General features: G+C 67.1%; 28 protein-coding genes and 1 pseudogene. 4 read left to right on the forward strand and 25 right to left on the reverse strand.

Annotated features, from left to right (window positions below; genetic code table 11):
• The first annotated feature begins 188 nt into the window (after positions 1 to 188).
• Entirely contained in the window at positions 189 to 1,802 is a 1,614-nt protein-coding gene (locus E3T55_RS02030; protein ID WP_134517901.1) for a coiled-coil domain-containing protein, read from the forward strand.
• Positions 1,803 to 1,890: 88 nt separating this feature from the next.
• Entirely contained in the window at positions 1,891 to 2,940 is a 1,050-nt protein-coding gene (locus E3T55_RS02035) for an AI-2E family transporter (protein ID WP_134517902.1), read from the forward strand.
• Positions 2,941 to 3,016: 76 nt separating this feature from the next.
• Here E3T55_RS02035 and E3T55_RS02040 read toward each other — a convergent pair whose 3' ends face one another.
• From E3T55_RS02040 to rpsB, 9 genes are all read right to left on the reverse strand, one after another.
• Positions 3,017 to 3,733 carry an alpha/beta hydrolase gene (locus E3T55_RS02040; RefSeq protein WP_134517994.1) on the reverse strand — a complete coding sequence of 239 codons (717 nt, stop codon included), beginning with the start codon at positions 3,731 to 3,733 and terminating at the stop codon, positions 3,017 to 3,019.
• A gap of 103 nt (positions 3,734 to 3,836) precedes the next feature.
• On the reverse strand, positions 3,837 to 4,130 hold the full coding sequence (locus tag E3T55_RS02045; RefSeq protein WP_174775414.1) for a hypothetical protein: 294 nt from the start codon (positions 4,128 to 4,130) through the stop codon (positions 3,837 to 3,839).
• A 260-nt stretch (positions 4,131 to 4,390) separates the two neighbouring features.
• On the reverse strand, positions 4,391 to 5,086 hold the full coding sequence (locus E3T55_RS02050) for an aggregation-promoting factor C-terminal-like domain-containing protein (RefSeq protein WP_241992791.1): 696 nt from the start codon (positions 5,084 to 5,086) through the stop codon (positions 4,391 to 4,393).
• 77 nt (positions 5,087 to 5,163) lie between these two features.
• Positions 5,164 to 5,772: a DivIVA domain-containing protein gene (locus E3T55_RS02055; protein WP_134517903.1), complete on the reverse strand. Its 609-nt coding sequence runs from the start codon at positions 5,770 to 5,772 to the stop codon at positions 5,164 to 5,166.
• Between the two features lie 47 nt (positions 5,773 to 5,819).
• Positions 5,820 to 6,848 (reverse strand): phosphatidate cytidylyltransferase, encoded by a 1,029-nt coding sequence (locus E3T55_RS02060; RefSeq protein ID WP_134517997.1) that lies wholly within the window; start codon positions 6,846 to 6,848, stop codon positions 5,820 to 5,822.
• An 18-nt stretch (positions 6,849 to 6,866) separates the two neighbouring features.
• Positions 6,867 to 7,421 carry a ribosome recycling factor gene (frr, locus tag E3T55_RS02065; protein WP_134517904.1) on the reverse strand — a complete coding sequence of 185 codons (555 nt, stop codon included), beginning with the start codon at positions 7,419 to 7,421 and terminating at the stop codon, positions 6,867 to 6,869.
• Positions 7,422 to 7,452: 31 nt separating this feature from the next.
• Positions 7,453 to 8,169 carry a UMP kinase gene (pyrH, locus tag E3T55_RS02070; protein ID WP_119976649.1) on the reverse strand — a complete coding sequence of 239 codons (717 nt, stop codon included), beginning with the start codon at positions 8,167 to 8,169 and terminating at the stop codon, positions 7,453 to 7,455.
• 180 nt (positions 8,170 to 8,349) lie between these two features.
• Positions 8,350 to 9,177 carry a translation elongation factor Ts gene (gene tsf, locus E3T55_RS02075; RefSeq protein ID WP_134517905.1) on the reverse strand — a complete coding sequence of 276 codons (828 nt, stop codon included), beginning with the start codon at positions 9,175 to 9,177 and terminating at the stop codon, positions 8,350 to 8,352.
• 10 nt (positions 9,178 to 9,187) lie between these two features.
• Positions 9,188 to 10,138 (reverse strand): 30S ribosomal protein S2, encoded by a 951-nt coding sequence (gene rpsB / locus E3T55_RS02080; RefSeq protein WP_134517906.1) that lies wholly within the window; start codon positions 10,136 to 10,138, stop codon positions 9,188 to 9,190.
• A gap of 360 nt (positions 10,139 to 10,498) precedes the next feature.
• On the opposite strand from rpsB, the pseudogene E3T55_RS02085 reads away from it, so the two are divergent.
• Positions 10,499 to 10,921: pseudogene (locus E3T55_RS02085) on the forward strand (M23 family metallopeptidase); the annotation flags it as partial.
• A gap of 148 nt (positions 10,922 to 11,069) precedes the next feature.
• On the opposite strand, the gene E3T55_RS02090 reads toward E3T55_RS02085, so the two are convergent.
• The 7 genes from E3T55_RS02090 to E3T55_RS02120 all read right to left on the reverse strand — a co-directional run bounded on the left by E3T55_RS02090 (position 11,070) and on the right by E3T55_RS02120 (position 18,466).
• Complete coding sequence (locus E3T55_RS02090; RefSeq protein WP_134517907.1) at positions 11,070 to 11,996, reverse strand: tyrosine recombinase XerC; 927 nt, start codon at positions 11,994 to 11,996, stop codon at positions 11,070 to 11,072.
• 22 nt (positions 11,997 to 12,018) lie between these two features.
• Entirely contained in the window at positions 12,019 to 12,960 is a 942-nt protein-coding gene (locus E3T55_RS02095; RefSeq protein ID WP_134517908.1) for a metallophosphoesterase, read from the reverse strand.
• A 96-nt stretch (positions 12,961 to 13,056) separates the two neighbouring features.
• The gene (gene dprA, locus E3T55_RS02100; protein ID WP_134517909.1) at positions 13,057 to 14,373 is read right to left on the reverse strand and encodes a DNA-processing protein DprA; all 1,317 of its coding nucleotides are present in this window, start codon (positions 14,371 to 14,373) and stop codon (positions 13,057 to 13,059) included.
• The gene (locus E3T55_RS02105; protein ID WP_134517910.1) at positions 14,373 to 15,905 is read right to left on the reverse strand and encodes a YifB family Mg chelatase-like AAA ATPase; all 1,533 of its coding nucleotides are present in this window, start codon (positions 15,903 to 15,905) and stop codon (positions 14,373 to 14,375) included. The genes dprA and E3T55_RS02105 overlap by 1 nt, the downstream gene beginning before the upstream one ends.
• 27 nt (positions 15,906 to 15,932) lie before the next feature.
• A complete protein-coding gene (locus tag E3T55_RS02110; RefSeq protein ID WP_134517911.1) occupies positions 15,933 to 16,289 on the reverse strand; it encodes a YraN family protein in 357 nt (118 codons plus the stop codon).
• Positions 16,290 to 16,469: 180 nt separating this feature from the next.
• Positions 16,470 to 17,162, reverse strand: a complete 693-nt coding sequence (locus E3T55_RS02115; RefSeq protein ID WP_134517912.1) for an SGNH/GDSL hydrolase family protein — start codon at positions 17,160 to 17,162, stop codon at positions 16,470 to 16,472.
• A gap of 167 nt (positions 17,163 to 17,329) precedes the next feature.
• Positions 17,330 to 18,466, reverse strand: coding sequence for an alcohol dehydrogenase catalytic domain-containing protein (locus tag E3T55_RS02120; protein ID WP_134517998.1), 1,137 nt, complete (start codon positions 18,464 to 18,466; stop codon positions 17,330 to 17,332).
• A 118-nt stretch (positions 18,467 to 18,584) separates the two neighbouring features.
• Between E3T55_RS02120 and E3T55_RS02125 the strand changes: the two genes are divergently transcribed.
• A complete protein-coding gene (locus tag E3T55_RS02125; protein WP_134517913.1) occupies positions 18,585 to 19,025 on the forward strand; it encodes a nitroreductase/quinone reductase family protein in 441 nt (146 codons plus the stop codon).
• A 99-nt stretch (positions 19,026 to 19,124) separates the two neighbouring features.
• Here the strand turns inward: E3T55_RS02125 and E3T55_RS02130 are convergent, their stop codons facing one another.
• The 9 genes from E3T55_RS02130 to nirD all read right to left on the reverse strand — a co-directional run bounded on the left by E3T55_RS02130 (position 19,125) and on the right by nirD (position 25,748).
• On the reverse strand, positions 19,125 to 20,600 hold the full coding sequence (locus E3T55_RS02130; RefSeq protein WP_134517914.1) for a glyceraldehyde-3-phosphate dehydrogenase: 1,476 nt from the start codon (positions 20,598 to 20,600) through the stop codon (positions 19,125 to 19,127).
• A gap of 70 nt (positions 20,601 to 20,670) precedes the next feature.
• Positions 20,671 to 20,994, reverse strand: a complete 324-nt coding sequence (locus E3T55_RS02135; RefSeq protein ID WP_134517915.1) for a DUF2469 family protein — start codon at positions 20,992 to 20,994, stop codon at positions 20,671 to 20,673.
• A 39-nt stretch (positions 20,995 to 21,033) separates the two neighbouring features.
• Positions 21,034 to 21,696 (reverse strand): ribonuclease HII, encoded by a 663-nt coding sequence (locus E3T55_RS02140; RefSeq protein ID WP_134517916.1) that lies wholly within the window; start codon positions 21,694 to 21,696, stop codon positions 21,034 to 21,036.
• Positions 21,697 to 22,494 (reverse strand): signal peptidase I, encoded by a 798-nt coding sequence (gene lepB, locus E3T55_RS02145; RefSeq protein WP_134517917.1) that lies wholly within the window; start codon positions 22,492 to 22,494, stop codon positions 21,697 to 21,699.
• Between the two features lie 67 nt (positions 22,495 to 22,561).
• Entirely contained in the window at positions 22,562 to 22,903 is a 342-nt protein-coding gene (gene rplS, locus E3T55_RS02150) for a 50S ribosomal protein L19 (RefSeq protein WP_134517918.1), read from the reverse strand.
• Between the two features lie 232 nt (positions 22,904 to 23,135).
• Positions 23,136 to 23,696 (reverse strand): MFS transporter, encoded by a 561-nt coding sequence (locus E3T55_RS02155; protein ID WP_134517919.1) that lies wholly within the window; start codon positions 23,694 to 23,696, stop codon positions 23,136 to 23,138.
• A gap of 76 nt (positions 23,697 to 23,772) precedes the next feature.
• Complete coding sequence (trmD, locus tag E3T55_RS02160; RefSeq protein WP_134517920.1) at positions 23,773 to 24,489, reverse strand: tRNA (guanosine(37)-N1)-methyltransferase TrmD; 717 nt, start codon at positions 24,487 to 24,489, stop codon at positions 23,773 to 23,775.
• Between the two features lie 54 nt (positions 24,490 to 24,543).
• The gene (locus E3T55_RS02165; RefSeq protein ID WP_338145115.1) at positions 24,544 to 25,329 is read right to left on the reverse strand and encodes a sirohydrochlorin chelatase; all 786 of its coding nucleotides are present in this window, start codon (positions 25,327 to 25,329) and stop codon (positions 24,544 to 24,546) included.
• On the reverse strand, positions 25,326 to 25,748 hold the full coding sequence (gene nirD, locus E3T55_RS02170; protein WP_134518000.1) for a nitrite reductase small subunit NirD: 423 nt from the start codon (positions 25,746 to 25,748) through the stop codon (positions 25,326 to 25,328). The genes E3T55_RS02165 and nirD overlap by 4 nt, the downstream gene beginning before the upstream one ends.
• Positions 25,749 to 25,922: the final 174 nt, after the last annotated feature.

The raw sequence follows: 25,922 nt of genomic DNA on the forward strand, positions 1-25,922 counted from the left end.
CACGAACCCGTTTCGAGTCCGAAGGCAACAGACACGGACGTTCTACGATAGTCGACTCGCCTGAGAGCGACCTAATAGCGCCCCACCCCGCGCCTGCGGCGATTGGACACCGGGACGACTACAGTTAATTTGCCCGCTGCGCTTTCCTCGAGCGAGCATCCCCGCCCCCACTTTGAGGAGTCATCACCGTGTCCAACGACGAGGCTGAATTTGCCCAGGTCTTCCGTGGCTACGACAAAGACGAGGTCGACAAGGCCATCCAGGGTCTGCGCCGTGATCTGATCAAGGCCAATACCCAGAGCGCCGCGGCCGGCACCGAGGTCAAGCGACTCGCGTTACAGGTTCAGGACCTGATCCAGGAAATCGACGAGGTCGGCAGTCCCACCTTCTCCGGCCTCGGCACCAAACTCGAAAGCACCCTCCGTGTGGCCGAGGAACAGTCAACCCGGGTCATCGCCCAGGCCGACATCGACGCCGAAAAACTGCGCGCCACGGTCGGCCGGGAGGTCGACGATCTGCACCGCACGGCCGCCGAGCAGTCGGAACGCACCCTGGCTGATGCCGAGGTGCGAGCCAGACGCATACTCGACGACGTGCGCGGGGAAGCGGATGATGTGATCTCGCGTGCTCAGGACGAGCACGCGACCCTGACGCAGGAAGCCCTGCGCGAAGCCGCGCTGATTCGCGGCACCGTGGCCACGGAGGCCGCCGAAGCGCGCGCGACCGTCAAGCGCGAGGTCGCCGCCATCCGTTCCGAAGCGGAGCGTGAGGCCGCGGAGGTGCGCGTCGTCGCCCAGCGCGAGGCCACAGAGGCGCGCGAAACCGCCGCCGGCCTCGGCCGGGAGACCGAGCTGACCCGCTCGGCGGTGGCCCACGAACTCGACCAGAAGCGGGCCCTGTTGGCGCAGGAAACCGAGCAGGCCCGAATCGACCTCGCCGAGCACACCGAGCGCACCGAAACCGACCTCGCCCGCGAGACCGACCAGGCCCGCACGAACCTCGCCGAAGAGCTTGCTCTGGCTCGCAGCGAAGCGGCCGCCGAGATCCAGCTCGCTCGCAGCGACCTCGACCGCGACCTGCGCGAGGGACGCAACACCATCGCCACCGAACGGGCACAGGCCGAAACCGAGCTGACCCGCGATCTGGAGCGTCAGCGGGCAACCGCGGAGCGTGAGGCCGCGACCATTCGCACCGAGATCGCCATCGAAGCCGAAGACGCCCGCGCCGAACTCGCCCGTGAGATTCAGCGCACCCGCGCCGAGTTTGATGCGGCCCGCGAACAGGCCCGTATCGACCTCGACACCGAATTGACGGCGACCCGCCGCGGCGTGGAGTTTGAGGCCGCCCAGCTCGGCCGGGAAACCGATCAGGCCCGCGCCGACCTCGACATTGAGCTCAAGGCCCGGCGCGACGAAGCCGAGCAGGAACACCTCGCTCGCCACCGTGAGGCCGTGGCGCTGGCCCAGAAGTTCCAGGGTGACGCCACTCGGCAGCTCACCGAGACGAACATGCGGCTGCGCGAACTGCGCGAACTGAACGCCGAGCTCGACGGCGGCGCCCGCCTGATCGCCAAGGACCTCAAGGCCGCCTCCGAGGACACCGCTGAGCGCACGATTCGCGAGGCCGAAGAGAAGGCCAGTGAGATTGTGCACGAAGCCACCGAACGCACGCGAGCGCTTGTCACCGACGCCGAAGACCGAATGAAGCAGATTCGGGTCGAACGTGACGCCGTCGCCGGCTACTTCGAAAGCCTGCGCAGCGTTCTCACGCAGGCCGAACGGGTCTCCAGCGACAAAGAGTAGTCGGCGCCCGAAATGAGGCCGCTTTCGGGCGCAGTCGCAGTACGGTATTGATCGGGCCAGACACGGCCATACCAGTCGGGAGAACCGCATGAAGATTCAGAATGCGTTCCGTTTCGGCCTCGTCGGCACCCTCGGCGTGGGTCTGGGGTTGCTCATCATCACCTCGGTGATCACGCTGCAGACGATCATCATCTATATCGGCGCGGCGCTGTTCATCTCCCTCGGACTCGACCCGGCCGTGTCGTGGCTGGAACGCAAGCGGTTCCCGCGCTGGGCGGCCATCCTGACCGTACTGATCGGGGTGATCGGCGTGCTGACCGGCGTGATCTTCGCCGTCGTGCCGATCATCATCGAACAGGTCACCAAGCTCTCCGCGCAGTTTCCGCAACTCGTTCGATCGATCAACTCATCAACGTTCCTGCTTGACGTGCAGGACCAGTTCCCCACCCTGCAGGTCAATCAGGTGGTGTCGGCCGTCACCGATTATCTCGGCGGAAACCTCGACACCATCACGGCGACCGTGGTGCAGTCCGGTCTGGCGGTCGTCAATGGCCTGTTCGGCGGGCTGATTATCCTCATCCTCACCCTGTATTTCACGGCGTCACTCAACACCATGAAGCGGGCCAGCTACCAGCTCGTGCCCGCGTCGAAGCGGGAGCGTTTCACCGACCTCAGCGAGCAGATCACGAAGGCGGTGGGCCGCTACGTGGTGGGCCAGGCGGGTCTCGCCGCGTGCAACGGCGTGCTGAGTTTCATCTTTCTCTCCATCATCGGCGCGCCGTTTCCCGCGCTGCTGGCGTTCATCGCCTTCCTGCTGTCGTTGATCCCGCTCGTCGGAACCATCTCCGGGTCGGTCATCATCGTTCTGACCTGCCTGATTCCGGGCATCGGCAGCTCGCCGTTGACGGCACTCGTGGCGGCGATCTACTACCTGATCTACATGCAGATCGAGGCCTACGTGCTCAGCCCGAACATCATGAACCGGGCGGTGTCCGTTCCGGGCGCCGTCGTCGTGATCGCGGCGTTGGCCGGCGGCTCGCTGCTGGGCATCCTGGGTGCGCTCATCGCCATTCCGGTGGCCGCATCGATCATCATGATCATCAAGCAGGTTGTCATCCCGCGCCAGAACGAGCTCTAGGACCGCGGAGTTCGGTTCAGGCCAGGCCAGGCCAGGCCGGTTCGGTTCAGGCCAGGTCAGGTCAGGTCAGGTCAGGTCAGACCGGTTCGGTCCACTCGCTCGGCAACGGCAGTGCCGCCGGGTTGACCACGGAGACGATTTCATCGAGCACCCGCCGGGTCATGACCTCTCCGACCCAGAGGTGCTTACCGCCCGCGACGGCGACAAAGTGAGTCTCTGGCACGACCGCGAAGCGTTCCCTGGCCGCGGCCGGTTTCAGGTAGTCGTCGTGCTCCGGGATGATCGCCACGAGGCGGCGCGCGTTGCCCGCCCAGGCAGCCAGTTCGGCATCCGTCGCCCGGTGCAGCGGCGGCGACAGCAGGATCGCCCCGCGAATGGGGTGTTCGAGGCCGTACTTGATGGCCAGTTCGGTGCCGAACGACCAGCCGACGAGCCAGGGATTAGGTAGACCGCGCTGCGCGACGAAGGCCATTGCTGCGGCGACGTCGGCTCGTTCGCCGACCCCGCCGTCGAAGTCGCCCTCGCTCGTGCCGCGCGGCGACGAGGTTCCGCGGGTATTGAACCGCAGCACGGCGAGATCGGCCAGGGCGGGCAGGCGCCCGGCGGCCTTGCGCAGAATGTGCGAGTCCATGAATCCCCCGGCCGTGGGCAGCGGATGCAGCGTCACGAGGGTCGCCACCGGCTCCCGGTCACGGGGGAGGGCAAGCTCGCCCACGAGGGTGAGGCCGTCACTCGTCTCGAGTTCGATGTGTTCGCGGATCGCGGGCAGCTCGATGCCACCCCGAATCTCGATCGGATCGCCGGCCGGGGTCGTGGCTGGCGTGGTCGTGGCTGGCGTGGTCGTGGCTGGCGCGGTCGTGTCGGGCTGGGTCGTGTCGCTCATGCGGAGTCCTTGCTCACTTGATGCGCCAGCAGTGGGTGTGCCAGTGCCGACGGTTGGACAGGTCTGCCGCATCACCGAGCACGCCGTCACCGCGCCAGGCGACCATGTGCGCGATGCCAGGGGCGATGTCAAGCCGGCAACCGGGGCACAGGTACGTCTTCGAGGACTGCACGGCGGGAATCGGCTGTACGTGCCAGAGGCCATCGCGGCGAACCTCGCTGCGGCGCCACCCGTCGAGCAGGTGGCTGAGGTCGCCGTCATCGTCGGGTTGCTGCTTGCGGCCCTTGGGTCGGTTGCTGCGCGCCATTCATCCAGTCTACGGCGGGAGGGAGGGCTGGGACGACTCACGGGCGCTCACGTGCCGCCAGCGGCCTGACAGGCGGTCACCGCCGCCGTGCGCGTACCATTCGACGGTGTCGAGCCGCCCACGCGGCACTTTCGGGGCAAACAGTGCGGTTGCGGGCGCGAACTCCGTCGAATGGTACCGGCCGAAGTGGCGAGTACGGAATGACGAGTACGGAGTGGCTAGTACGGAATCGCGAGTACGGAGCGGCTAGTGCGGAGGGGCTAGTACCAGCCGGAGTTCTGGGACTTGGCCCAGGCGCCGCACGGGGAACCGTAACGGTCGGTGATGTACCCCAGGCCCCACTCGATCTGCGTGCCGGCGTTGGTCTCCCAGTCGGAGCCGGCGGAGCTCATCTTCGAGCCGGGCAGGGACTGCGGGATGCCGTAGGCACCGCTCGACGAGTTCATCGCGGCGACATTCCAACCGGATTCCTTCTGCCAGAGCGACACGAGGCAGTTGTACTGTTCCTCGCCCCACCCGCGGGAGGCAATGGCGGTGTACGCGTAGGCCTTGGCCGAGCCGGGATCGGGCACGGCGGCGGGCGGGGCGGTGTAGACCTTCGGCTCGGCGGCATCCGCTTCGCTGTCGTCGCTCTGCTCGGGCACCGAAGCGACCACGACGGGCTCGGGTTCGGGCACGATCTCGGTGACCGCGAAGCCGTCACGCGTCACCGTGTTCGTGAAGCCACCGGCGATCGCCAGCGTCTGTGTGTTCTGCCCGTCAAACCGGTCAACGACCGTCGGAGCAATTTGAAAGTACGGTGAGGCCGTCGCACCCGAGTAGGGGTCAACGATCGTAACCAGCACGAAAGCGGATGCGGCGGTGAACGCAAAGAGTACCTGCGACGCCTTGGCCTTCGAGCGGGTTCTGCGGATTCGGGCCCCCCGGGGGGCCGTGCTGGACTCGATTACGCTCAAATGTCTACCCACGATTACCCGACCCTAGCCGACTTTATGACGATCACCTAGATAACGGCCAGATAACGGTCATCCAATTAGCGCACCGCGAGCATGACGTCGATGACGCTGTCGAGCAGCGCATCAACCTGAGCCTCGCGATAACCTCCCCGTTCAGGGCGGAAAACCGCGGTACGCACCTCATCGACCGAGAGCGGACGCGCCTCCTGAAAGTATTTCTGCAACCGGTGCGCGAATCGATCAACGTCGGTGCGTCGGTAGCCGACACTGAACACGCTGGTGCGAGCGAATCGGTGGCCGCGGTCGCGACGAAGGCGCCCGAGAATGATCTCGGCGGTGGCCTGCGCCTGTTCCATCCAGGCCTGCTCCCCCATGACTCGGGCCGCTGACTCCCGTTCGCGGGCGGCGAAGGCATCTTCCAGCCGTTCCAGCGCCGCATCGACCTGAGCCGGGGAATAGCCGCCCTTCTGCATGGCGAAGGCGGTGTGCCGAATGACGTCGGCCGTGAGGGGTGTGGCCTGGTCACGTGCTTGCTCCGGCGTGGCATCCGTACCGTCGTCCGGCGCGTCGTCAGAAGCGTCGTCAGAAGCGTCGTAGGCGCTGCGGGCGAGGGCGAGAAACTCCTCAACCTGCTCACGGCTGTAGCCCAGGGACTTGTTGTCGGTGCGGGGAAACGTGGTGCTCACGTGTTCATTCTCTCCCACCGGGCGGCGCCTGTCGAAACGACGGGTGGTCACGCGAAAATCAGGTACAGCGTATAGGCCGCACCGGCCGACGGAAGAATGGAGTCGAGTCGATCGAGAAACCCGCCGTGTCCGGGCAACCAGGAGCTCATGTCCTTAATGCCCAAATCACGTTTGATCAGGGATTCAGCGAGGTCGCCGAAGGTGGCGCTGAGAAGGATGACGGCGCCGAAGATCAGGCCGAACCACCACGGCTGTTGCAGCATGAAGATCGCCAGGAACACGCCGGCAACCAGGACCACGGCTCCCGCACCAATAAAGCCTTCCCAGGTCTTTTTCGGGCTGATGCTCGGTGCCATCGGATGCTTTCCAAACGACAATCCGCTCGCATAGGCGCCGGTGTCGGCCGCGATCACGAGGCAGAGAAAAGCCAAAGTCCACCACTGGCCCCCGTCCTTTCCGACGAGAAGCACGGCGAAGCTGGCGAGGAAGACGACGTAAACCTGGATCAGGATGCCGGCCCGGATGTCACGGCCCAACTGGCGGCCACTGGTCCGGTGCTCCGGCCAGGCCAGCAACGCCAGCCGCCAGAACCCGATCAGGGCGATACCGCCGAGCGTGGCGAGCCACTGCCCCGTTGCTCCCCAATAGAAGGCCGCTGGTACGACCGCGCACGCCGAGATGATAACCGGGATCCGCGGCACGTTCAGACCCGCGTGGCGCAGCGCCTGGGCGAGTTCGAAGGCCGTGAACCCGACGACGACGAGAGCGAAGATCAGAAAAAGCTCTTTGATGAAGATGAGACTGAAAAGCATCGTGAGCCCGAGCACGAGTCCGATGAGGATTGCCAGAATCAGGTTGCGGCCGGTGCGGGCCTCGATACGCTCGCTGGTCGCATCAAGGTGCGCTCGGGTGGCCTGAACCTGCCGCTCGAAGTCTGCCTTTGACGCGTGAACCTGCCGCTCGAAGTCGGTGCGGGTCGCGTTGACCTGTGCCCGGAACTCGGCGCGGCTGACACCGTGACCGCGCTTGGGGGGCGGGGTGGGGGCATCCGGTTGCGAGGATCCGGGCTCGGGCATGGTCATTGTCGTACTCCCCTAGATCTCGAGGAGCTCCGCTTCCTTGCGCTTGAGGGCGTCGTCGATGGCGTCGACGTGGGTCTTGGTGATCGACTCGAGTTCTTTCTCGGCCCGGGTGACCTCGTCGTCGCCGACCTCGCTCTTCAGGGCGTCGAGGTCGTCTTTCGCCTTGCGGCGGATGTTGCGCACCGAAATCTTGGCGTCTTCACCCTTCGTCTTGACGATCTTGACGAATTCCTTACGGCGATCCGTCGTGAGTTCGGGCAGCGAGGCGCGGATGACAACGCCGTCGTTACCGAGGTTAGCTCCGAGATTCGGGGTGTCGCGGATGGCCTGCTCGATGTCGCGCATCGCGCCCTTGTCGTAGGGCGTGATGAGCAGCGTGCGCGCCTCCTGGTTTTGCAGGGAGGCGAGCTGTTCGAGCGGCGTCGGGGTGCCGTAGTAACTGACGAGAATCTTGGCGAACATCTGCGGGTTCGCACGTCCCGTGCGGACCGTTCCGAAATCGTCTTTGGCGGCCTCAAGGGCCTTGTGCATGCGCGCGGTGGCGTCGGACAGAACATCCGCAATCACGGTGACTCCTTCTTCGGTGGCTGGAACAAGCTTAGTTGGAGACCCGGGTGCCCAGATCCTTGCCGAGGATCGCGTCGGTCACATTGCCCTCGGGGGCCATGCCGAAGACCTGCATCGGCATGCTGTTGTCCATGCAGAGGCTGAACGCGGTCGAGTCGACGACCTTCAGGCCGCGCTGCAGGGCGTCACGGTAGGTCAGGTGGTGGATCTTCTGGGCGTCGGGGTTCGTGTTGGGGTCGTCGGAATAGACGCCGTCCACGCCGTTCTTGGCCACGAGCACGACGTCTGCGTCGATTTCGAGGGCGCGCTGGGCGGCGACCGTGTCGGTGGAGAAGTATGGGAGGCCTGCTCCGGCACCGAAGATGACGACGCGACCCTTCTCCAGGTGGCGCTCGGCGCGCCGCGGAATGTAGGGCTCAGCGACCTGGGTCATGGCGATCGCGGACTGCACGCGGGTCTCAGCACCGGCCTGCTCCAGAAAGTCCTGCAGGGCGAGGGCGTTCATGACGGTGCCCAGCATGCCCATGTAGTCGGCACGGCCACGGTCCATGCCGCGCTGGGACAGCTCGGCACCACGGAAGAAGTTGCCGCCGCCGACGACAATGGCGACCTCGACCTGCTTGGCGCCCTCGGCGATTTCGCGGGCCAGGGAGCTGACCACGTCGGGGTTGACGCCCACGCTGCCGCCACCGAATGCTTCGCCGGAAAGTTTGAGGAGGACCCTGCGCTTCTTGCCCGAGTTATTCATGTGCGTGGGACGCCTTCCGTAGTGACTTGTTTCAAAACTACCCGGTCGATCCGGGCCACGCGCGCAGGAAGGCCGGGCCGCTTTCGCGGGCCCGGCCTTCCCCACGGTGATGTGTGCCGTTAGGTACTGCTCACCGTTCGGTGTTCAACTACCGACGTTCGGCCTTCATCTTGCGATGAGTTACGCGCCGACCTTGAAACGGGCGAAGCCCGACACGGTCAGTTTGGCGTCGGCAAGAACCTTGCTGACGGAGACCTTGTTGTCCTTGGCGTAGTCCTGCTCGAGCAGGGCGACCTGCTTGAAGTAGGCCTTGACGCGACCCTCCACGATCTTGGGCAGTGCCGCTTCCGGCTTGCCCTCGTTCTTGGAGATTTCGGTCACGATCTTGCGCTCGGTCTCCACTGCCTCGGCGGGCACATCGTCAGCCGCGAGGTACTCGGGGTTGGCGAAGGAGATGTGCTGGGCCACGCTGCGCGCGGTCTCAGCGTCAGCACCGGCGTAGCCGAGAACAACGCCGACCTGCGGGGGCAGGTCCTTGCTGGTCTTGTGCAGGTAGATCGAGAACGACTCACCGGTCACGGCAACGACGCGACGCAGCTCGAACTTCTCGCCGATGATGGCGGCTTCGCCGTCGATGAGGTCGGCTACGGTCTGGGTTCCGGCCGTGGCGGCCAGTCCCTCATCGACCGTGGTCGCTCCGGCTGCTGCGATCGCGTCGAGAACCTTGTCGGCGAGAACGACGAACTTGTCACCCTTGGCGACGAAGTCGGTCTCGCAGGCGAGCTCGATCATGAACGCGGTGGTGCCGATTTCCTTGGCGGCGACGAGGCCCTCCGAGGTGGAACGGTCAGCGCGCTTGGCGTTGCCCTTGGCTCCCTTGAGACGCAGGATCTCAATGGCCTTGTCCATGTCGCCGTCGGCCTCAACCAATGCGTTCTTGGTGTCGACCATTCCGGTGCCGAGGTTTTCGCGCAGGGCTTTGACGTCTGCGAGTGTGAAGTTTGCCATACCTGGATCCCTACTTGGTTTCTTCAGCGGCAGCGACGTCGGCCTCAGCAACGACGGCGGCAGCGTACGCGGCGGCGACATCGGTGTTGGGAACGGCGTCAGCGATCGTGACGTCGGCTACGGGCTCGACGACAGTCTCTGCCGCGGGCTCGACGACGGGCTCTGCAACAACGGCGGCTTCTTCGACGGCCGGCGCGGTGGCCTCGTCGGAGCCCTTGAGCAGTTCGGCTTCCCACGCGGCGAGGGGCTCAACTTCGGCCTCCGGCTTGGCGTGGCGCTGGATCAGGCCCTCGGCTGCGGCGTCCGCGATGATGCGGGTCAACAGGCCCACGGAACGGATGGCGTCGTCGTTGCCCGGGATCGGGTACTGAACGTCATCGGGGTCGCAGTTGGTGTCGAGGATCGCGATGACGGGGATGCCAAGCTTCTTGGCCTCGTCGATTGCGAGGTGCTCCTTGTTGGTGTCGACGACCCACAGGGCAGACGGGGTCTTCGTCAGGTTGCGGATTCCGCCGAGGCTCTTGTGCAGCTTGACGAGCTCGCGCTTCTTGATGAGCATTTCCTTCTTCGTGAAACCGCTCTTCGCGGTGTCCTCGAAGTCGAGCTCTTCGAGCTCTTTCATGCGGGCCAGACGCTTGGACACGGTCTGGAAGTTGGTGAGCAGTCCACCGAGCCAGCGCTGGTTCACGTAGGGCTGGCCCACGCGCGTCGCCTGCTCCGAGATGGATTCCTGGGCCTGCTTCTTGGTACCGACGAAGAGAATGGTGCCGCCGTGGGCAACCGTCTCCTTGACGAAGTCATAGGCCTTGTCAACGAACCCGAGCGACTGCTGCAGGTCGATGATGTAGATGCCGGAACGCTCGGTGAAGATGAAACGCTTCATCTTCGGGTTCCAACGGCGGGTCTGGTGCCCGAAGTGCACGCCGCTGTCGAGCAGCTGGCGAATGGTAACGACGGCCATGAGCCGTTCTCCTTGTCCGGCGCGGCTGCGGGCAGCTGGGCGCCAATCGGTTTCTGCGATGATCGGATGATCATCACTCCTGGTGCCCGGCACACGTCCGCCCCTGTTTCTCACGGGGATTTCCGAGGACTGTAACTTTCGGAAAACCACGAGGAGACGAGGACCGATTGGACGTGGAGGCCAAATGGGCACGCGTAGTCAGCGCACAAAGCGCTGCTCTGAGTAGAGTACCACTTCGCCGGCGTAGGGTTGCGCACGAGAAGCCCCTGGGTATCCCTCCACAGGGCGACAGCTTCCCGGAGTGTGCTCGAATCGAGGATCGGTCGGCCACGCGGCCTCGGCACGGTTCAGGATGGTCGCATGAACTGGCCTCACTCAGCCCTCACAGCGCGCCGCACCGCACGCCGCACCGCGCGCCGCACAGCGTGTCTTACGTCGCTGCTGCTCGTGTGGCCGATCGCGATCGCGAGCGCGGCGGCCGTGCCTGCGGCAGCGTGGGACTGGCCCCTCGCCGGCGCACCGCCGATCTCAGCGCCCTACCTGGCCCCGGCCACCCCCTACGCGGCTGGTCATCGCGGACTGGATTTCGAGGCTCACGAGAACGACCCCGTGCTGGCGCCCGCCGCTGGCGTGGTCGTGTTCGTCGGAGTGGTCGTGGATCGACCGGTCGTCGCCCTGAGGCACGACGGCGATCTGATCTCGAGTTTCGAACCGGTGCTGGCTTCGGTCGTCGTCGGTGACCGGGTGGCCGCCGGGCAGTGGATCGGGCGGGTCGCGACCGGCGGACACTGCGGCGGATGCCTGCACTTCGGCGTGCGCCTGCGCGGCGAGTACGTGTCGCCACTGCTGCTGCTGGGCGGGATTCCCCGCGCGGTGCTGCTGCCCGTGCCCGACTCCCGGCCACTCTCCCGCGGCCCGTTGAGTATTTCGGCTAGGCGCGCGGGTGGGCCAGCCGGTAGCTCTGCTGCAGTCGTTCCGCGGAGACATGGGTGTAGATCTGGGTGGTGCCGAGGCTCACGTGGCCGAGCAGTTCCTGCACGGCACGCAGATCGGCGCCCCCGTCGAGCAGGTGGGTCGCGGCCGTATGGCGCAGGGCGTGCGGACCAGACGGGCCGGAACCCGGGACATCGCTCAGCAGCCCGGCCACGAGACGGTAAACCGCGCGCACGCCCAAGCGCTGTCCGCGCGTGCCGAGGAACAGCGCGGTGGGCGGGCCGGGCGGATGGGCACTCGCGGGCGGAGTGGCGAGCAACGGCCTGGCACCCCGCAGGTAGTCGACGATGGCCGTTCTGGCGGGCACCCCGAACGGTACGACGCGTTCCTTGGCCCCCTTGCCGGTGACGCGCAGGGTCAGCCGGTCGAAGTCGATATCGGCCACATCGAGACCGACCAGTTCAGACACCCGCAGGGCGGATGCGTAGAGCACCTCGATGATCGCGAGGTCACGCCCGGCACGCGGATCGGTTCCCTGCGCACGGATCATGAGCGAGGACAGCAACACCGTCATCTGGGCATTGCCGAGCACCCGTGGCAGGGACTGGGCCGGCTTCGGCGAGCGCAGGCGCACCCCCGGGTCGGCGGGGGCCTCACCCGTGCGCGTCAGCCAGGCCGTAAAGCTGCGGGCGGAGGCGGAGCGCCGGGCCAGTGTGGCTCGGGACAGCCCGGCCTGCGTCTCGAACCACAACCATTCGCGCAGCAGTTCCAGGTCGACATCGGCGGTGTCGGTGAGCGACCGCTGCGCCGCAAAAGCAGCGAGGCGGGCGAGGTCGCTGCGGTAGGCGCGCACGGTGTGCTCGGAGAAGCCGCGCTCGACCTGCAGGTAGAGCACGAAGTCGGCAATCTCCCGGGTCAGCAGCACGTCACCAGCCTAGAGCGCGCGACTACCGCTGACGGGAGAACGCGTCGAGGCGTTCGGCGGGCCCAAGCGCTTCGATGCGGGCAAGAAAGGCGTCGTCAAGATGGGTGACCGTCGCAAAGTCGCCGATGGGCACCTGGGAGTGCACGACCTGCGCCTCGCCCCGCCCGGCGTAGACGTGCACGAGGTTGAGCGACTGCCCGCCGTTCACGCCGGTGAGTTCGCGGTGCGGCGCGGTGAGGTCCATCGTGTAGCAGGTGGCCGCCGCGACCGACACGGGCACGCCCGCGAACTGGCCGTGGGTGCCGTAGTGAAGGTGTCCGCCGAGAATCGAGCGGATGTCGCTGCCGGCCACCACCCGCGCGAGGCGGTGCTGCTCACGCAGTTCAAGAACGGTCATGAGCCCGATCGGGGAGGCTATCGGCGGGTGGTGCAGCGCGAGGATGGTGCCGTGCCGGGCCGGCTCCCCGAGTTCTGCGGCGAGCCAGTCGAGTTGGGCATCCGTCAGCTCGCCGTGGTGATAACCCGGGACCGAGGTATCGAGGGCGATCAGGCGCAGGCCATTGACGGTGACGACGCTGTCGATGGGCGCGGTGCGTGCGGTCTCGTCCGTTTCGGCGAGGCCGAGCAGGTCGCTGCGAAAAGCGGCACGGTCGTCATGATTACCCATCACCCAGACCACCCGGGACCCCCACCGGGTCGCGGCGGTCTCGACCAGGCCGCGAATGCGGCGGTAGGCACCCGATTGCCCGCGGTCGGCGATATCCCCGGTGAAGACGAGGGCATCGGGCCGCAGGCCCAGCCGGTCGATCTGCGCGAGTGCCCGGATGACGGTGCTGTCGGTGTCGACGCTGCCATAGAGCGGAGCGGCCTCTGCGAGAAAATGAGTGTCGCTGAGGTGCACCACAAGGTGGGTTGCGGCCGGGTACTGGCCCAGTGGCAGGGCAGCGGGCTGTTCGTTCGGCATGGGGACACCCTTCAGTAATTGCCCAGACTACGAGTAATTGCCCAGACTACGGCGAAGCCCACACTACGGCCCCGCGGTGACTCGGCAGGGTCGCCGTCAGGTCGTGCGCGACCAGCCCGACGCGCGTTCCCGCACCACCCCCTCCAGCCCCAGGCCGCCGAGCGCACCGCGCACCGACGTCAACGACAGCCCCGATCGCCGAGCGATATCGGCCACCGGACGCGCGGACCGCACACTCAGCGCGTCGAATACCCGCACCTGATCGCTTGTACGACCGAGCCCAGCCTCGGTGAGGCCGGTCGCTGTGTCACCGACTGGAATGGTGAGGCCGGCCGCGACCGGGCGCACGCCGGCGAGCTCGGCCATTTCGCTCGCGTTCGTCACACACTCGGCATCGTATTCGCGAATCAGACGGTGGCAGCCGGCCGAGGCCGGACTGGTGACCGGGCCAGGTACGGCCCCCAACGGACGGCCGAGAGCCGCGGCGTGGCCGGCGGTGTTCAACGAACCGGATCGCCAGCCGGCCTCGAGCACCACCGTCGCGGCACTCGCTGCCGCAATCAATCTGTTGCGCTGCAGAAAGCGCCACTTCGTCGGGCTGGCACCGCACGGCAGTTCGGAGATGACGGCCCCGGCCTGCACGATGCGGGTGAGCAAAGCTTCGTGACCGGTCGGGTAGAAGCGGTCCACTCCCCCGGCGAGAAAGGCGACCGTCTGGCCGTTGCTCGCCAGCGCCGCCCGATGCGCCATGCCGTCGATACCGTAGGCCGCCCCCGAAACGATGGCGAATCCCCGATCACAGAGTCCCGCCGAGGCCTCCATGGTCACGTGTTCGCCGTACTGGGTCGCGGCCCGTGACCCCACCAGGGCAATCGAGTACGGAAGCGCCAGGAGTGCGGCCGACTCGCCCCGCCACCACAACGCGATGGGTTGGTGCGCCGCGAGGTCGCCGAGGGCAGGCGGCCACAGTGCATCGCCCGGCAGCAGGAGCCGCGCCGCGACCCGGTGTGCTGCCTCGAGGGAACGTACGACCTCGTCGAGGAACAGGCGCGGCCGCCACCGTTCGAGACCCTGCTGCAGGGTCGTCTCGAATTCCTCCTCGTCACCGCGGGACTGCCCGAGATCGAGTTCGCCCCCACCGACACCGCGTCGCTGCCGAATGAGCCCCGAGATTCTTCTGGCGGTCCAGGAGTCGTGTACGACCTGCAGCGCGGTGACGGCTCCGAGTTCGGTCACGAGCAGGCCCGCGAGGCCGTCGCCGGGTTCAGCCAGTCCCGTCCACGCCGCTCTGGCGAAGATATGGGCCGCGGTTGCCGCATCCGGCGGTTCGGCTCCGCCCCCCTCCCCAACCCGCATCGTCACTCCGGCGGCGAGCGCCATCACGCGTGCCTCGTCAAGTCCGAAAATTCTCATTACGCCATTCCCTTCCTCAGGTAGAGAGCCAGGCCCACTTCATTGGGGCCGGGTCGAACGGTGCCGTCGAGGTCTGCGATCGACCACGCGACTCGGAGCACGCGGTCATAGCCGCGCATCGTGAGGCCGCCACGTTCAAGGGCACGGTCGATGCTCGCTGTGGCGGCGAGGTCGAGCCGCGCGGGCGTGGTGCGCAGCCACGGGCCGGGTACCTGAGCGTTGACACGCCACGGGGTGTCCCGCAGCCGAGCGGCGGCCGCCGCCCGGGCGGTCACCACGCGCGCACGGGCATCCGCACTGCTCAGGCGCGGGGTTTCACCGGCAAGCCGCAGCTGCGCCGCGGTGATGCGGCTCACGCCGAGCTGGATGTCCATGCGGTCCATGAGCGGACCTGACAGTCTCGCCAGGTAGCGGCGGCGCGCGCTCGGCGGGCACGTGCACTCAAGGTCGCTCGCCCCGTATTGCCCGCAGGGGCAGGGATTCGCGGCCATGACGAGTTGAAATCGGGCGGGAAAGTGCGCGATCAGATTGGCCCGGTGAATGCTGATCACCCCCGATTCCAGGGGCTGCCGCAGGGCATCGAGCACCGGCCGGGCAAACTCCGGCGCCTCGTCGAGGAACAGCACGCCCTGTGAGGCACGAGCGGCCGCCCCCGGCCGGATCTGCGTGCTGCCGCCCCCGACGATCGCTGCCGCGGTGGCGGTGTGGTGCGGTGCCTCCAGCGGCGGACGGGTGATGAGCGCCGAACCGAGGCCGCGGCCGCTGAGCGAGCGCAGCGCACTCACCTCGAGGGAGGCCGCGCGGTCAAGATCGGGCAGGAGCCCAGGTAACCGCGCGGCCAGCATGGTCTTACCGGCCCCCGGCGGCCCCAGCATGAAGACGTGGTGACCGCCGGCGGCCGCGATCTGCAGCGCGAGAATGGCGTCGTCGTTGCCGATCACGTCGACCAGATCGAGCTCGACCGCGACCTCCGACTCGGCAGTGGCATTCAGGATCGGGTCGACGGGGCGCGGCGTCAGCTCGCCGCCGTGCCAGATCACCGCGTCGCGCAGGGACGCGACGCCGATCACCCGTACCCCGGGCACGAGCGCGGCCTCGTCGGCGTTTCCCACCGGCACCATGACGGTGGCGTAACCGAGGCCCGCGGCCGCGATGACCCCGGGAAGAATGCCCGGCGTCGGTCGCAGCCGTCCGTCGAGGGCGAGCTCGCCGAAGTGCACCACCCGTCCCACCGAGGCCGCCGACACAACCCGGTCGGCAGCGAGGCAGGCCAGGGCAATCGCGAGATCGAAACCCGCACCGTGTTTCGGCAGGGCAGCCGGTGACAGGTTGACGGTCAGCCGGTGTGGGGTAAGTGGGCAGCCGGAGTTCTGCGCCGCCGCCCGCACCCGCTGGGCGGCTTGGGCGAGGGCCGCGTCGGGGAGCCCAATGAGCACGATCGCGGGCAGTTGGGCGGAGATATCCGCTTCAACCTCGACGAGGGCTCCGGTCAGGCCGATCAGAGCGACGGCGTGGGTTCGCGCGACGCCCATCAGAACTCGCCCATCAGAAGACGCCCATCAGAAGACGCCCTTGAGGTGCTCGATGACAGGCTCGGCACCGGGGCCGGCGATGACCGCGATCGCGTCGATGCGAATTCGCGGGGGCCAGACCTCCGCCTGCTCGCACCAGGCGGCGGCCAGGCGGCGCATGCGGGCCAGTTTCACGACCGTGATGGCCTCAAACGGATGCCCAAACCGGGTGCTCGAGCGCGTCTTGACCTCGACGAACGCGACCTCTCCATCTCGTTCGGCGATCACGTCGATCTCGCCCTCTGAACACCGCCAGTTGCGAGCGATGATGCGGTAACCGTCTCGCTCCAGGAACCGCGCGGCGCACTCTTCGCCGCGCCTGCCCACTTCGTCTTTGTGTGCCACGTTGACCTCCGCGCTCAGACTGACGCACGACGAGGCCGGCCGGGGAACGAAAGGGCCGATCAGTGCATAAGTCACAAGATCCGGGCCCTGTGGAGGGATCGTGCCGCCACCGCGGAGCGACCAGTCAGGCACCGGCAGGCACCGGCAGGCACCGGCAGGCACCGGCAGGCACCGTGGTGTCTACAGCCCGATCCGGGCCAGTTCGGCGTCCATCCGCACCGCGAGTTCGGCGTATCCCGCGTCACTCGGGTGCAGCCCGTCTGACCCGATCCACTCGGGGTGCCCTTCGATCCAGCGCGACGCACCCGCGATGAAGTCGGCGTCGATCGCCTCGGCTGCTGCCTGCACCCAGCCGCTGATCTGATCGACGGACTGGGGGCGGGCATCCGTGTACCAGAACGGTTCGACGACCACGATGCGCGCCTCGGGCAACGCTCCCGTGAGGGTCTCGAAGTCGTCGGTGATCGCCGCCCGGATCTCGTCGGCCGCGGCCGGCATCGAGAAGTTGTCGTTGAGTCCCATCGTGACGATCACGATGTCGGGGTCGGAAGCGATGACCTGCTCAACGAGGTCCTGGCCGGGCAGGCGGGCGCGGTTGTTGACGAAGCCGAGGCCGTTGACACTGGGATTGACCTCGTTCCAGCCGCGCGGGATGCTGATCAGGGTCGACCAGCGCAGGGCTGGATCGCTCGCACCGGTGCCGAGTGTGTACGAATCACCGTAGAAGGCGACGGTCGGACCGCCCGCGAATTGCGTTGCGGCGGGCGCGGTCGGCGACGGGGACCTCGCCACGTTCGTGATCGTGAGCGCGGCGGCCGCCGCGACGGCGAGTGCCGCGATCGCGGCGATGGTCAGGCGACGTCTGTGGGTCATAGCCATGGTTCGGAGCGACCGTCCCACGCGTTTGGCGCCCACCGGCAGCACAGATCACGATTGCATGACAAAGGTCGAGGGCCCGTCAGCGCAGCAGAGTCGGGAGGCACCCCCGGGGCGGCCCACTCGTCACTCGGCACGGGGGTGACGGTGCCTGCGGTGGTCGTTCATGCGGTCACGAACAGTCGGCGTACGACGCGCCCCTCGGCGAGCGCGTCGAGGCCCTCATTGATCTCGGACAGCGGCCGAGTGTCGGTGTGCAGCAGTTCTACCGGCAGCCGCCCCGATCGCCACAGTGCCAGATACCGCGGTATGTCACGTTCGGGCACGGAATCGCCCATGTACGACCCGAGCAGGCGGATGCCCGTGCCCGCGAACTGCAGGGCCGGCACCGTGATCGTCTGCTCGGGGTGGGGCAGCCCGACCGAGACGAGGGCGCCGCCGCGGGTAAGGAGCGGCAGGCAGGCCTCGAGCACCCGGGCGCTGCCGACCGCCTCGACGGCCAGGTCGACGCCGGATTCCCCGCCGCGGCCGTCGCCGGTGTGTGCGGTGACCAGGTCGCCGGCCTCATCGGGGGCGCCGACGAACTGTGCGCCGCAGGCCAGGGCCAGGGCACGCTTCTCTGGCAGCGGGTCGATGGCGATGACCGTGGTGCCGGCGACCTGAGCGGCCGCCATCACGGCCATCAGTCCCACGGCGCCGAGCCCGAACACAATGACCGACTGGTTCTCGGTGAGCTGGCCGGTGTTCAGCACGGCACCGATGCCCGTCAGTGCGGCGCAGCCAAACATCGCGGCCACGTCGAAGGGAACATCGGCGTCAACGACCACGACCGACTCGCGGGCGACGACGGCGTAGTCGGAGAACGCCGACACCCCCAGGTGGTGATTGATGCGCTGCCCCGTCTCGCGGCGCAGCAGCGCCGGCCCGTGCAGCAGATCGCCGGTGCCGTTCGCAGCGGCGCCCCGATGGCAGAGCGAGGGCCGACCGGATCGACAGGCCCGGCATTCGCCGCAACTCGGCACGAAGACCAGCACGACACGGTCACCGGAGTGCACATCGCTCACCCCGTCGCCGCACGCGACGACGGTACCGGATGCCTCGTGCCCCAGAGCCATCGGCAGCGGACGTGCCCGAGACCCGTCGATCACGGACAGGTCGGAGTGGCAGAGGCTGGCCCGTTCGATCTTCACGAGCACCTCGCCCGCCCGCGGCGACGGCACCGCGACGCTTTCGAGGGTGAGCGGCCCGCTCGCGGCGTAGGGCCGGGGCCGCCCGGCCTCGGCGAGCACGGCGCTGTGCATGGTGGCGGGAAGATCGGTGGGGAGAACCGTCGTCAAGGCTGTCATCATGGCTCCCAACCTAGCCGGGACCGCCGAGAAAACGGGCCACGTCGCAGGTCTCGCGCGTAGAGTTCTGCCCATGACCGCCCGCACGAAGCTGACCGACCTGTCGATGAGCGCCATGAACGGCGTGCACCGGGCACTGCTGCGGGGGTCCGGGGGCCGCCTCGGCTGGACGTTCGGCACCATGCCGGCCGTTGAACTGCACACGATCGGGCGCACGAGCGGGCAACGCCGGTCGACGATGCTGACCGCGCCGGTGCACGATGGTGAGACCTACGTGCTGGTGGCCTCGAAGGGCGGCGACGACCGGCATCCGTTCTGGTACCAGAACCTGGTGGCGAACCCCGACATTGAACTGACCGTGCGCGGACGCACGGTCGCCATGCGGGCCCGTACCGCGACGGCCGCCGAGAAGGCCGAACTGTGGCCGCGCATCGTCGGCGCCTACCGCGGCTACGCCGCGTACCAGACCAAGACCAGCCGCGACATTCCCGTCGTCATCTGCGAGCCGCGATAGTATTCGGCCCACTTCGCCGCGACAGCGGGTGAATCGTCGGGATGGACAGTCCACACCGACGATTCACCCGCTTTCGCGAGAGAAACCTCTTCGCAGCGGTTAGCCGGCGACGGCGGTGAGGGCGGCGGTACCGGGGAAGGTGGGGGCCTGAACCTGGGCCATCTCCTCGAGCACCCGAATAACCTGGCAGCTGTAGCCGAATTCGTTGTCGTACCAGACGTACAGCACGACCTTATTGCCGGTGGCGATCGTCGCGAGACCGTCGACGATTCCCGCGCGGCGCGATCCGAGAAAGTCGCTCGAGACGACCTCGGGCGAGTCGATGAAGTCAATCTGCTTGTGCAGGTTGGAGTGCAGCGACATGGTGCGGAGGTAGGTGTTGAGCTCCTCCTTGTCGGTGCCGGCCTGCAGGGTGAGGTTGAGGATCGCCATCGACACGTCGGGGGTGGGGACCCGAATCGCGTTGCCGGTGAGTTTGCCGGCCAGTTCGGGCAGCGCCTTGGCGACGGCCTTCGCTGCGCCGGTCTCGGTGATGACCATGTTGAGCGCCGCCGAGCGCCCCCGCCGGTCGCCCGAGTGGAAGTTGTCGATGAGGTTCTGGTCGTTGGTGAAGGAGTGCACGGTTTCGACGTGCCCCTCGACGATGCCGAAGCGGTCGTTGACGGCCTTGAGCACCGGGGTGATTGCGTTCGTCGTGCACGATGCGGCCGTGACGATGAGGTCGTCGGCGGTGATCGAGGTGTGATTGATGCCGTGCACGATGTTCTTGAGCGCGCCCTTGCCCGGCGCGGTGAGCAGCACCCGGGAGACGCCCGGGCACGTGAGGTGCTGCGACAGGCCCTCGGCATCGCGCCAGCGGCCCGTGTTGTCGACGACGACGGCGTTGTGGATTCCATACGACGTGTAGTCGACCGAGGCCGGGTCGCTCGAGTAGATGACCTGGATCAGGGTGCCGTTGGCGAGGATCGTGTTGTTGATCTCGTCAACGGTGATCGTGCCCTCGAACGGGCCGTGCACCGAGTCGCGGCGCAGCAGGCTCGCGCGCTTGATGATGTCGTTGTCCGAGCCCTTACGCACGACGATGGCACGCAGGCGCAGGCCCTGGCCCCCGCCGGCGTGTTCGATCAGGATGCGGGCCAGCAGGCGCCCGATGCGGCCGAACCCGTAGAGCACGACGTCGGTGCTCGTGCGCTCGTCGAGGCCGTGCTGGCCGACGATCGGGCCCAGTTCCTCGCGCAGGTAGGCGTCGAGGGTCACGCCGTCGGCGCTTGCCCGGAAGCCCACCGCGAGTCGGGCCAGGTCGAGCGAGGCGGCGCCGAGGTTCAGGTTACCGAGGGCCTGCAAAATGGGCAGGGTCTCTTCGAGCGGAAGCTCCACGTCGGCGATGTGCCGTGCGAAACGGTGAGCCTTCAGCAGGCCGACCACCGACTTGTTGACCAGCCCGCGCCCGTACACGCTCGTCACCACATTGTTGGTGCGATAGAGCCGCCCGATCAGGGGAATCATGGCTTCGGCCAAGGCCTCCCGGTCGATCCAGAGTTGCCGTGCACGATCCGCTGCCTGATTTTGATTCACTGCGCTGTTCCTACCGTCGTTGGTTTGTGTGAGCGGCTGACAGCCTACCGTGTCGCTCTCGGTCGGTGCGCTACTCGTCGATCGCCAGTTCCTTGGGCAGCTCGAAGTCCTTCGACGCGAGTTCCTCCACGTTGACGTCTTTGAAGGTGAGCACGCGCACCGACTTCACGAAGCGGTCGGAGCGGTAGACGTCCCAGACCCAGACATCTTTCATCGTCAGCTCAAAGTAGAAATCGTGTTCCGTGTCCCGGCGCACGAGTTCGACCTCGTTCGCGAGGTAGAAGCGCCGCTCGGTCTCGACGACGTACTGGAACTGCCCGACTACGTCGCGATACTCGCGGTACAGGGCCAACTCGACCTCGCGGTCGTAGTCCTCAAATTCGTCTTCTTCCATGGTGACCCAATCCTAGTTCGTGAATTTGGGCCGATGAATTTAGGCCGGAGTTTTGAGCCACGATCGCCGGTGCAGCTCGCTCGGGCCGAGCTCGGCGATGGCACTCATATGTGCCGCACTGCCGTAGCCCTTGTTGCCGGACCAGCCGTAGCCGGGCGTGAGGGAGTCGTAGGCGATCATCATGCGGTCGCGGTGCACCTTCGCGATGACGGATGCCGCGGCCACCGACCCGCAATCACGGTCGGCCTTGATGCGCGTCACCACGCGCAGCGGCGTTCCGAGCGCGCGCGTCAGCCAGTCGTCGCTGCCATCGAGCAGCACCACACTCGCGCGCAGGTCGACCCCCGAGTCGTGCAGCTTGAGAAGTGCCCGCTTGCCGGCCAGTCCCAGGCAGGCGATGATGCCGAGCTCGTCAACTTCCTGCGCCGTGGCGAGCCCGACAGCGGAGTGGGTTGCCCACGCCTCGGCGAGCGGTGCGAGAGCTTCACGGCGGGGTTCGCTGAGCATCTTCGAGTCGCGCAGCCCCGCCGGCATGGCGGTGACGTTCACGTCGATCGCACACAGGCCCACGGCGACCGGCCCGGCGAGGGCACCTCGTCCGACCTCGTCGCAGCCGATCACGCAGCCGGCGCCGGAGGCGAGCGAGGGGTACGCGCCCAGCAGCTCGTGTTCCACGTCGAGCGTGGGATCCGAGACGGCCACCTAGTCGTCGGCGCTCTGCGTGCCGGTCGTGGGCATGGTGTCGGTGGCGCCGTCATCCGTCTGTTCGACGCCTCGAAAGACGTCGGCGTGATTGTCGAGCCAGCTCAGGTGGGCGAGCGGCCAGCTCACGACGAGCGCACGTCCGACCACGTTGTCGATGGGCACATAGCCCTCGCCGGGGGTCGTGCCGTTGTAGCGGGAGTCCTTGGAGTTGTAGCGGTTGTCGCCCATCATCCAGAGCGAATCGGCCGGCACGGTCACGTCAAAGTCGTCCTTGGAGACGCGGGTTTCCCCGGTCGGCGAGAGGTAGTCGGACTCGTCGAGGGCGATGTCATTGACGCTCATCTGCCCGAGGGCGTTGCAGCAGACGACATGGTCACCCGGCAGTCCGATGACGCGTTTGACGAGGTGGTCGTTACTGTCGGGCGCCGAGAGACCCACGATCGAGCCAACCCAGTCGAGGGCAGCGACGATCGGGTTCTGTTCGATCGGCACCGAGGGGGGCAGCCAGCCGCCCGGGTCGGTGAAGACCACGACGTCACCGTGCTCGATCGGCATCAGGCCGGGCTCAAGCTGGTTGACGATGATGCGGTCATCGACCTGCAGCGTCTGTTCCATCGAACTCGAGGGGATGTAGAACGAGCGAATGAGGAACGTCTTAATCAGGAACGAGATGAGCAGGGCCACCACGAAAATGATCAAGAGGTCGCGCAAAAAGAGTAAGACGCCGCGCTTCTTACTTCTGGGTGTCTCTGATTCCCGGCGATCCGATCGCGAGGTCAGCACTTCTTCTGTCATTAAACCGCCTGAGCTCCGGATCCACTTTACGGGATTCGGAGCTCAGGTTGATACGAGGGGTTGCGGGTTAGCGCTTTTCCTTGATCTTGGCCTTCTTGCCGCGCAGGTCGCGCAGGTAGTACAGCTTCGCGCGACGCACGTCGCCACGAGTGACGACTTCGATGTGGTCGATGACGGGCGAGTGAACCGGGAAGGTACGCTCGACGCCGATCTGGAAGCTGACCTTGCGTACGCAGAACGTCTCGCGCACGCCTTCACCGGAGCGGCCGATGACGACGCCCTGGTAGACCTGAATACGAGAGCGGGTACCTTCAACGATGTTGACGTGCACCTTGACGGTGTCGCCGGCACGGAAGTCGGGGATGTTCGTCTTGAGGGACGGAGCATCCACCTGGTCGAGAATATGCATGAGTTTTCGCTCTCTGTACCCGCCACAGGTCGAATACGAATAAAGTGAGTGATTTTGTTGCGCCGTGAGTGGCAGCTCCCCTGTGGCAGAGGCTTGCCGCGGCACAAACGCTTATTCTGTCATGAACCGACGACTCTCGCAAAGCGGATGCCGGGCGGGCCGATGCCGGGCGGGCGGATGCTCAGGGCTGGCCGATGCTCAGGGCTGGCCGATACTCAGGGCTGGCCGATACTCAGGGCTGGGTCGGCTTTTCCTGAATCACGATAACCTCGGGGTCGGTGCGCCCCGGCCGCGGGCCGGGCGGTGCCGGTGTGGTCGAACTCGGGTGGCCGGCCGTGTTCGGGAAGGACAGCGGTGTCTGCCGCGGCGGGCCGGCGGGCGGCCGGGCCTGCTGCTCGACGAGATCGATCATCGCCCGCATCCGTTTGCGTGCCGCATCGTAGAGTTCCCAGAGCGCGAACCAGAAGGCGCCAATACCCACGAACACCACGAGCACCGAGAGCCAGCCGGAGGCGCTTTCGGCAAAGCCGATGCCGATGATGAGTCCGTGCCAGAGGGTCAGGACCCCGACATCCGGCCAGGACACCGTACGCGAGGAGCGCACCTCTTTGCGCGCGTAGACGAGCAACGCGACGACGAGCAGGCTCAGGCCGAGCGCGACGGCACCGAAGAAGACTCCGAGCACCGCCCAGCCGCCGGTGCCGAAGATGGCCGAGCCAATCAGCAACCAGAGGGGTAACACGGCTACGGCGGCGAATTGCCAGGAGTAGAAAATCCGTCTAATGATCACCATCCCAGAGTATTCGCAGGGGCTGCACGAACCCTCACAGTTCGCTGAAGGCTTAGCGCTCGGCCCGGCGTGGCGGCGGTCAGACGGCGGGCGGCAGCAGGTCGGGGCGCACCCGGCGGGTGCGTTCGAGCTGCTGGTCGTGCCGCCACGTGCTGATGGCGCCGTGATTTCCGCTCAGCAGAACGGGCGGCACGTCGAGGCCGCGCCAGCTCGCGGGCTTGGTGTAGCTCGGGTACTCGAGCAGCCCTCCCTCGTGGGATTCCTCGACGAGGCTCTCCGGGTTGCCCACGACGCCCGGGATCAGGCGGCCGACCGCCTCGATCATCGCCATCACGGCTACCTCTCCCCCATTGAGCACGTAGTCGCCGAGGCTGACGAGGCGCACCTCGCCGCGGGCCTGGAAGTGGTCGACGACGCGCTGGTCGATGCCCTCGTAGCGGCCGCAGGCAAAGACCAGGTGCGGCTGCTTCGAGAGTTCGCGGGCCATGGCCTGGGTGAACTGTTCTCCGGCCGGCGACGGAAAGATCAGGATCGGGCCGGGCGCGGCATCCGCTTCGACCGAATCGGGTTCGCCGAAGATGGCATCGAGGGCGGCACCCCAGGGCTCGGGCTTCATGACCATGCCGGCGCCGCCACCGTAGGGCGTGTCATCGACGGTGCGGTGACGGTCGTGGGTGTGGTCACGCAGGTTGTGCACGCCGAGCTCGATCAGGCCGCTCTGGCGGGCCTTGCCGAGCAGGGACAGATCCAGCACATCGAAGAACTCGGGGAAAATGGTGACGATGTCAATGCGCATCCCCTGATTCTAGGCGCGCTGTGCGTGATTCCAGGCGGCCGAGCGGGGCAGGGCTCAGGCGGCGCGGGCGGCAAGTCGGCGAGCGGATGCGGCGGCCTCGGTATAGCGGTCGATCACGAGCTCGACCAGGCCGACCGGCGGCGCTTGCTCCGGCACCAGCAGCGGGTCGCTGATCAGGTCGGCGCCGACCTGTGCGGTGAGATCGAAGAAGAACCCCGGGGCCATGAGATAGCTGCCGAGCGCGACGCGGGCCTTCGGGTTGCGAATGCGGGCCGCCGCCACCGCACAACCGAGCCGGGGGCTGGCGGCGGAGAGAAAGCCGACCGTGACACGCGCGCCGAGGCGGGCAGCGAGCATGCGGCCGACCTCGCGGCAGTCCGCCACGGCCCGGGCGTCACTCGACCCGGCGGCGGCGAGCACGAGTTCATCGCCCGCGCGGTAGCCTGCCTCGCCGAGTCTGTCGGCAAGCACCTCGATCAGGCGCTGATCGGGTCCGAGGGCGTGGGAGACGTGGGTGTCTCGGTCGGCGGCCGCGGTCTCATTCTGCAGGTCGACGTGCACGTGATATCCGGCCGACAAGAGCAGCGGCACGACGATGGCAGCGGATGCGACCTGCAGCGCTCCGAGGGTCGCGGCCACGTCGGGCTGCTGAACGTCGACGAATCCATCAGCAACCGTCAGGTCGGGGCGGGAACGGGCCACCGCCGCGACAAGCGCCGCGATCGCCGCCTGACCGGTCGGCGAGTTGGTGCCGTGCGAGATCGCGACGAGCGCGGGGGCCGGAGCGTTGTCGCTGCGGGCCGAACCGGTGCCGGCCGACGCTCGGCGGATCGTTCTCACGCGGCGACCGCGACCTCGATGAAGCCGCCGACGACCCGGGTCTGATAGGTGGGAAGGGCGAGGGCCGGGTTCGAGAAGCACTCGCCGGTGCCGAGGTCGTAGACCTCTTTGTGCAGCGGTGACGCGATGGTGGGGCGGTCCCCCTTGGAGCCGACGATGCCGCGGGCCATGACATAGGCATCCGTGTGCGGGTCGCAGTGGGCGACGGCGTAGATCTCGGTCGGAGACAGCAGAAACAGCGCGATCTGCTTCATGCGCACCAGGGCCGCCTCGCCCCACGAGGGCTCCAGGTCGGTCACGGCGCAGGCGCGCTCCCAAATCAGGTCGGCGCTGCTCAGGTCGGCGGTGCTCAGGTCGGCGGTGCTCAGGTCGGCGGTGGTGTCGGCGGACGAGGGTGCGATCGGTGTCGCGATTGTCATTGTCATGGTGCGCTCCCACTGTTGATGCTGCCGGTGTTGGTACTCGTGTCGGCCGGTAGTGTTTCCCGGCTGCTTGGCGTTGGCTTCACGCTACGGCGGGCAGGTTTCCGCGAATCGCGCGCCGTGTTTCGCCGAGGTGAATCCTGCCTCACAGACCGGTTTGATCACTGTGGG

It is taken from the genome of Cryobacterium frigoriphilum, from assembly GCF_004403305.1.
Lineage (GTDB): Bacteria > Actinomycetota > Actinomycetes > Actinomycetales > Microbacteriaceae > Cryobacterium > Cryobacterium frigoriphilum.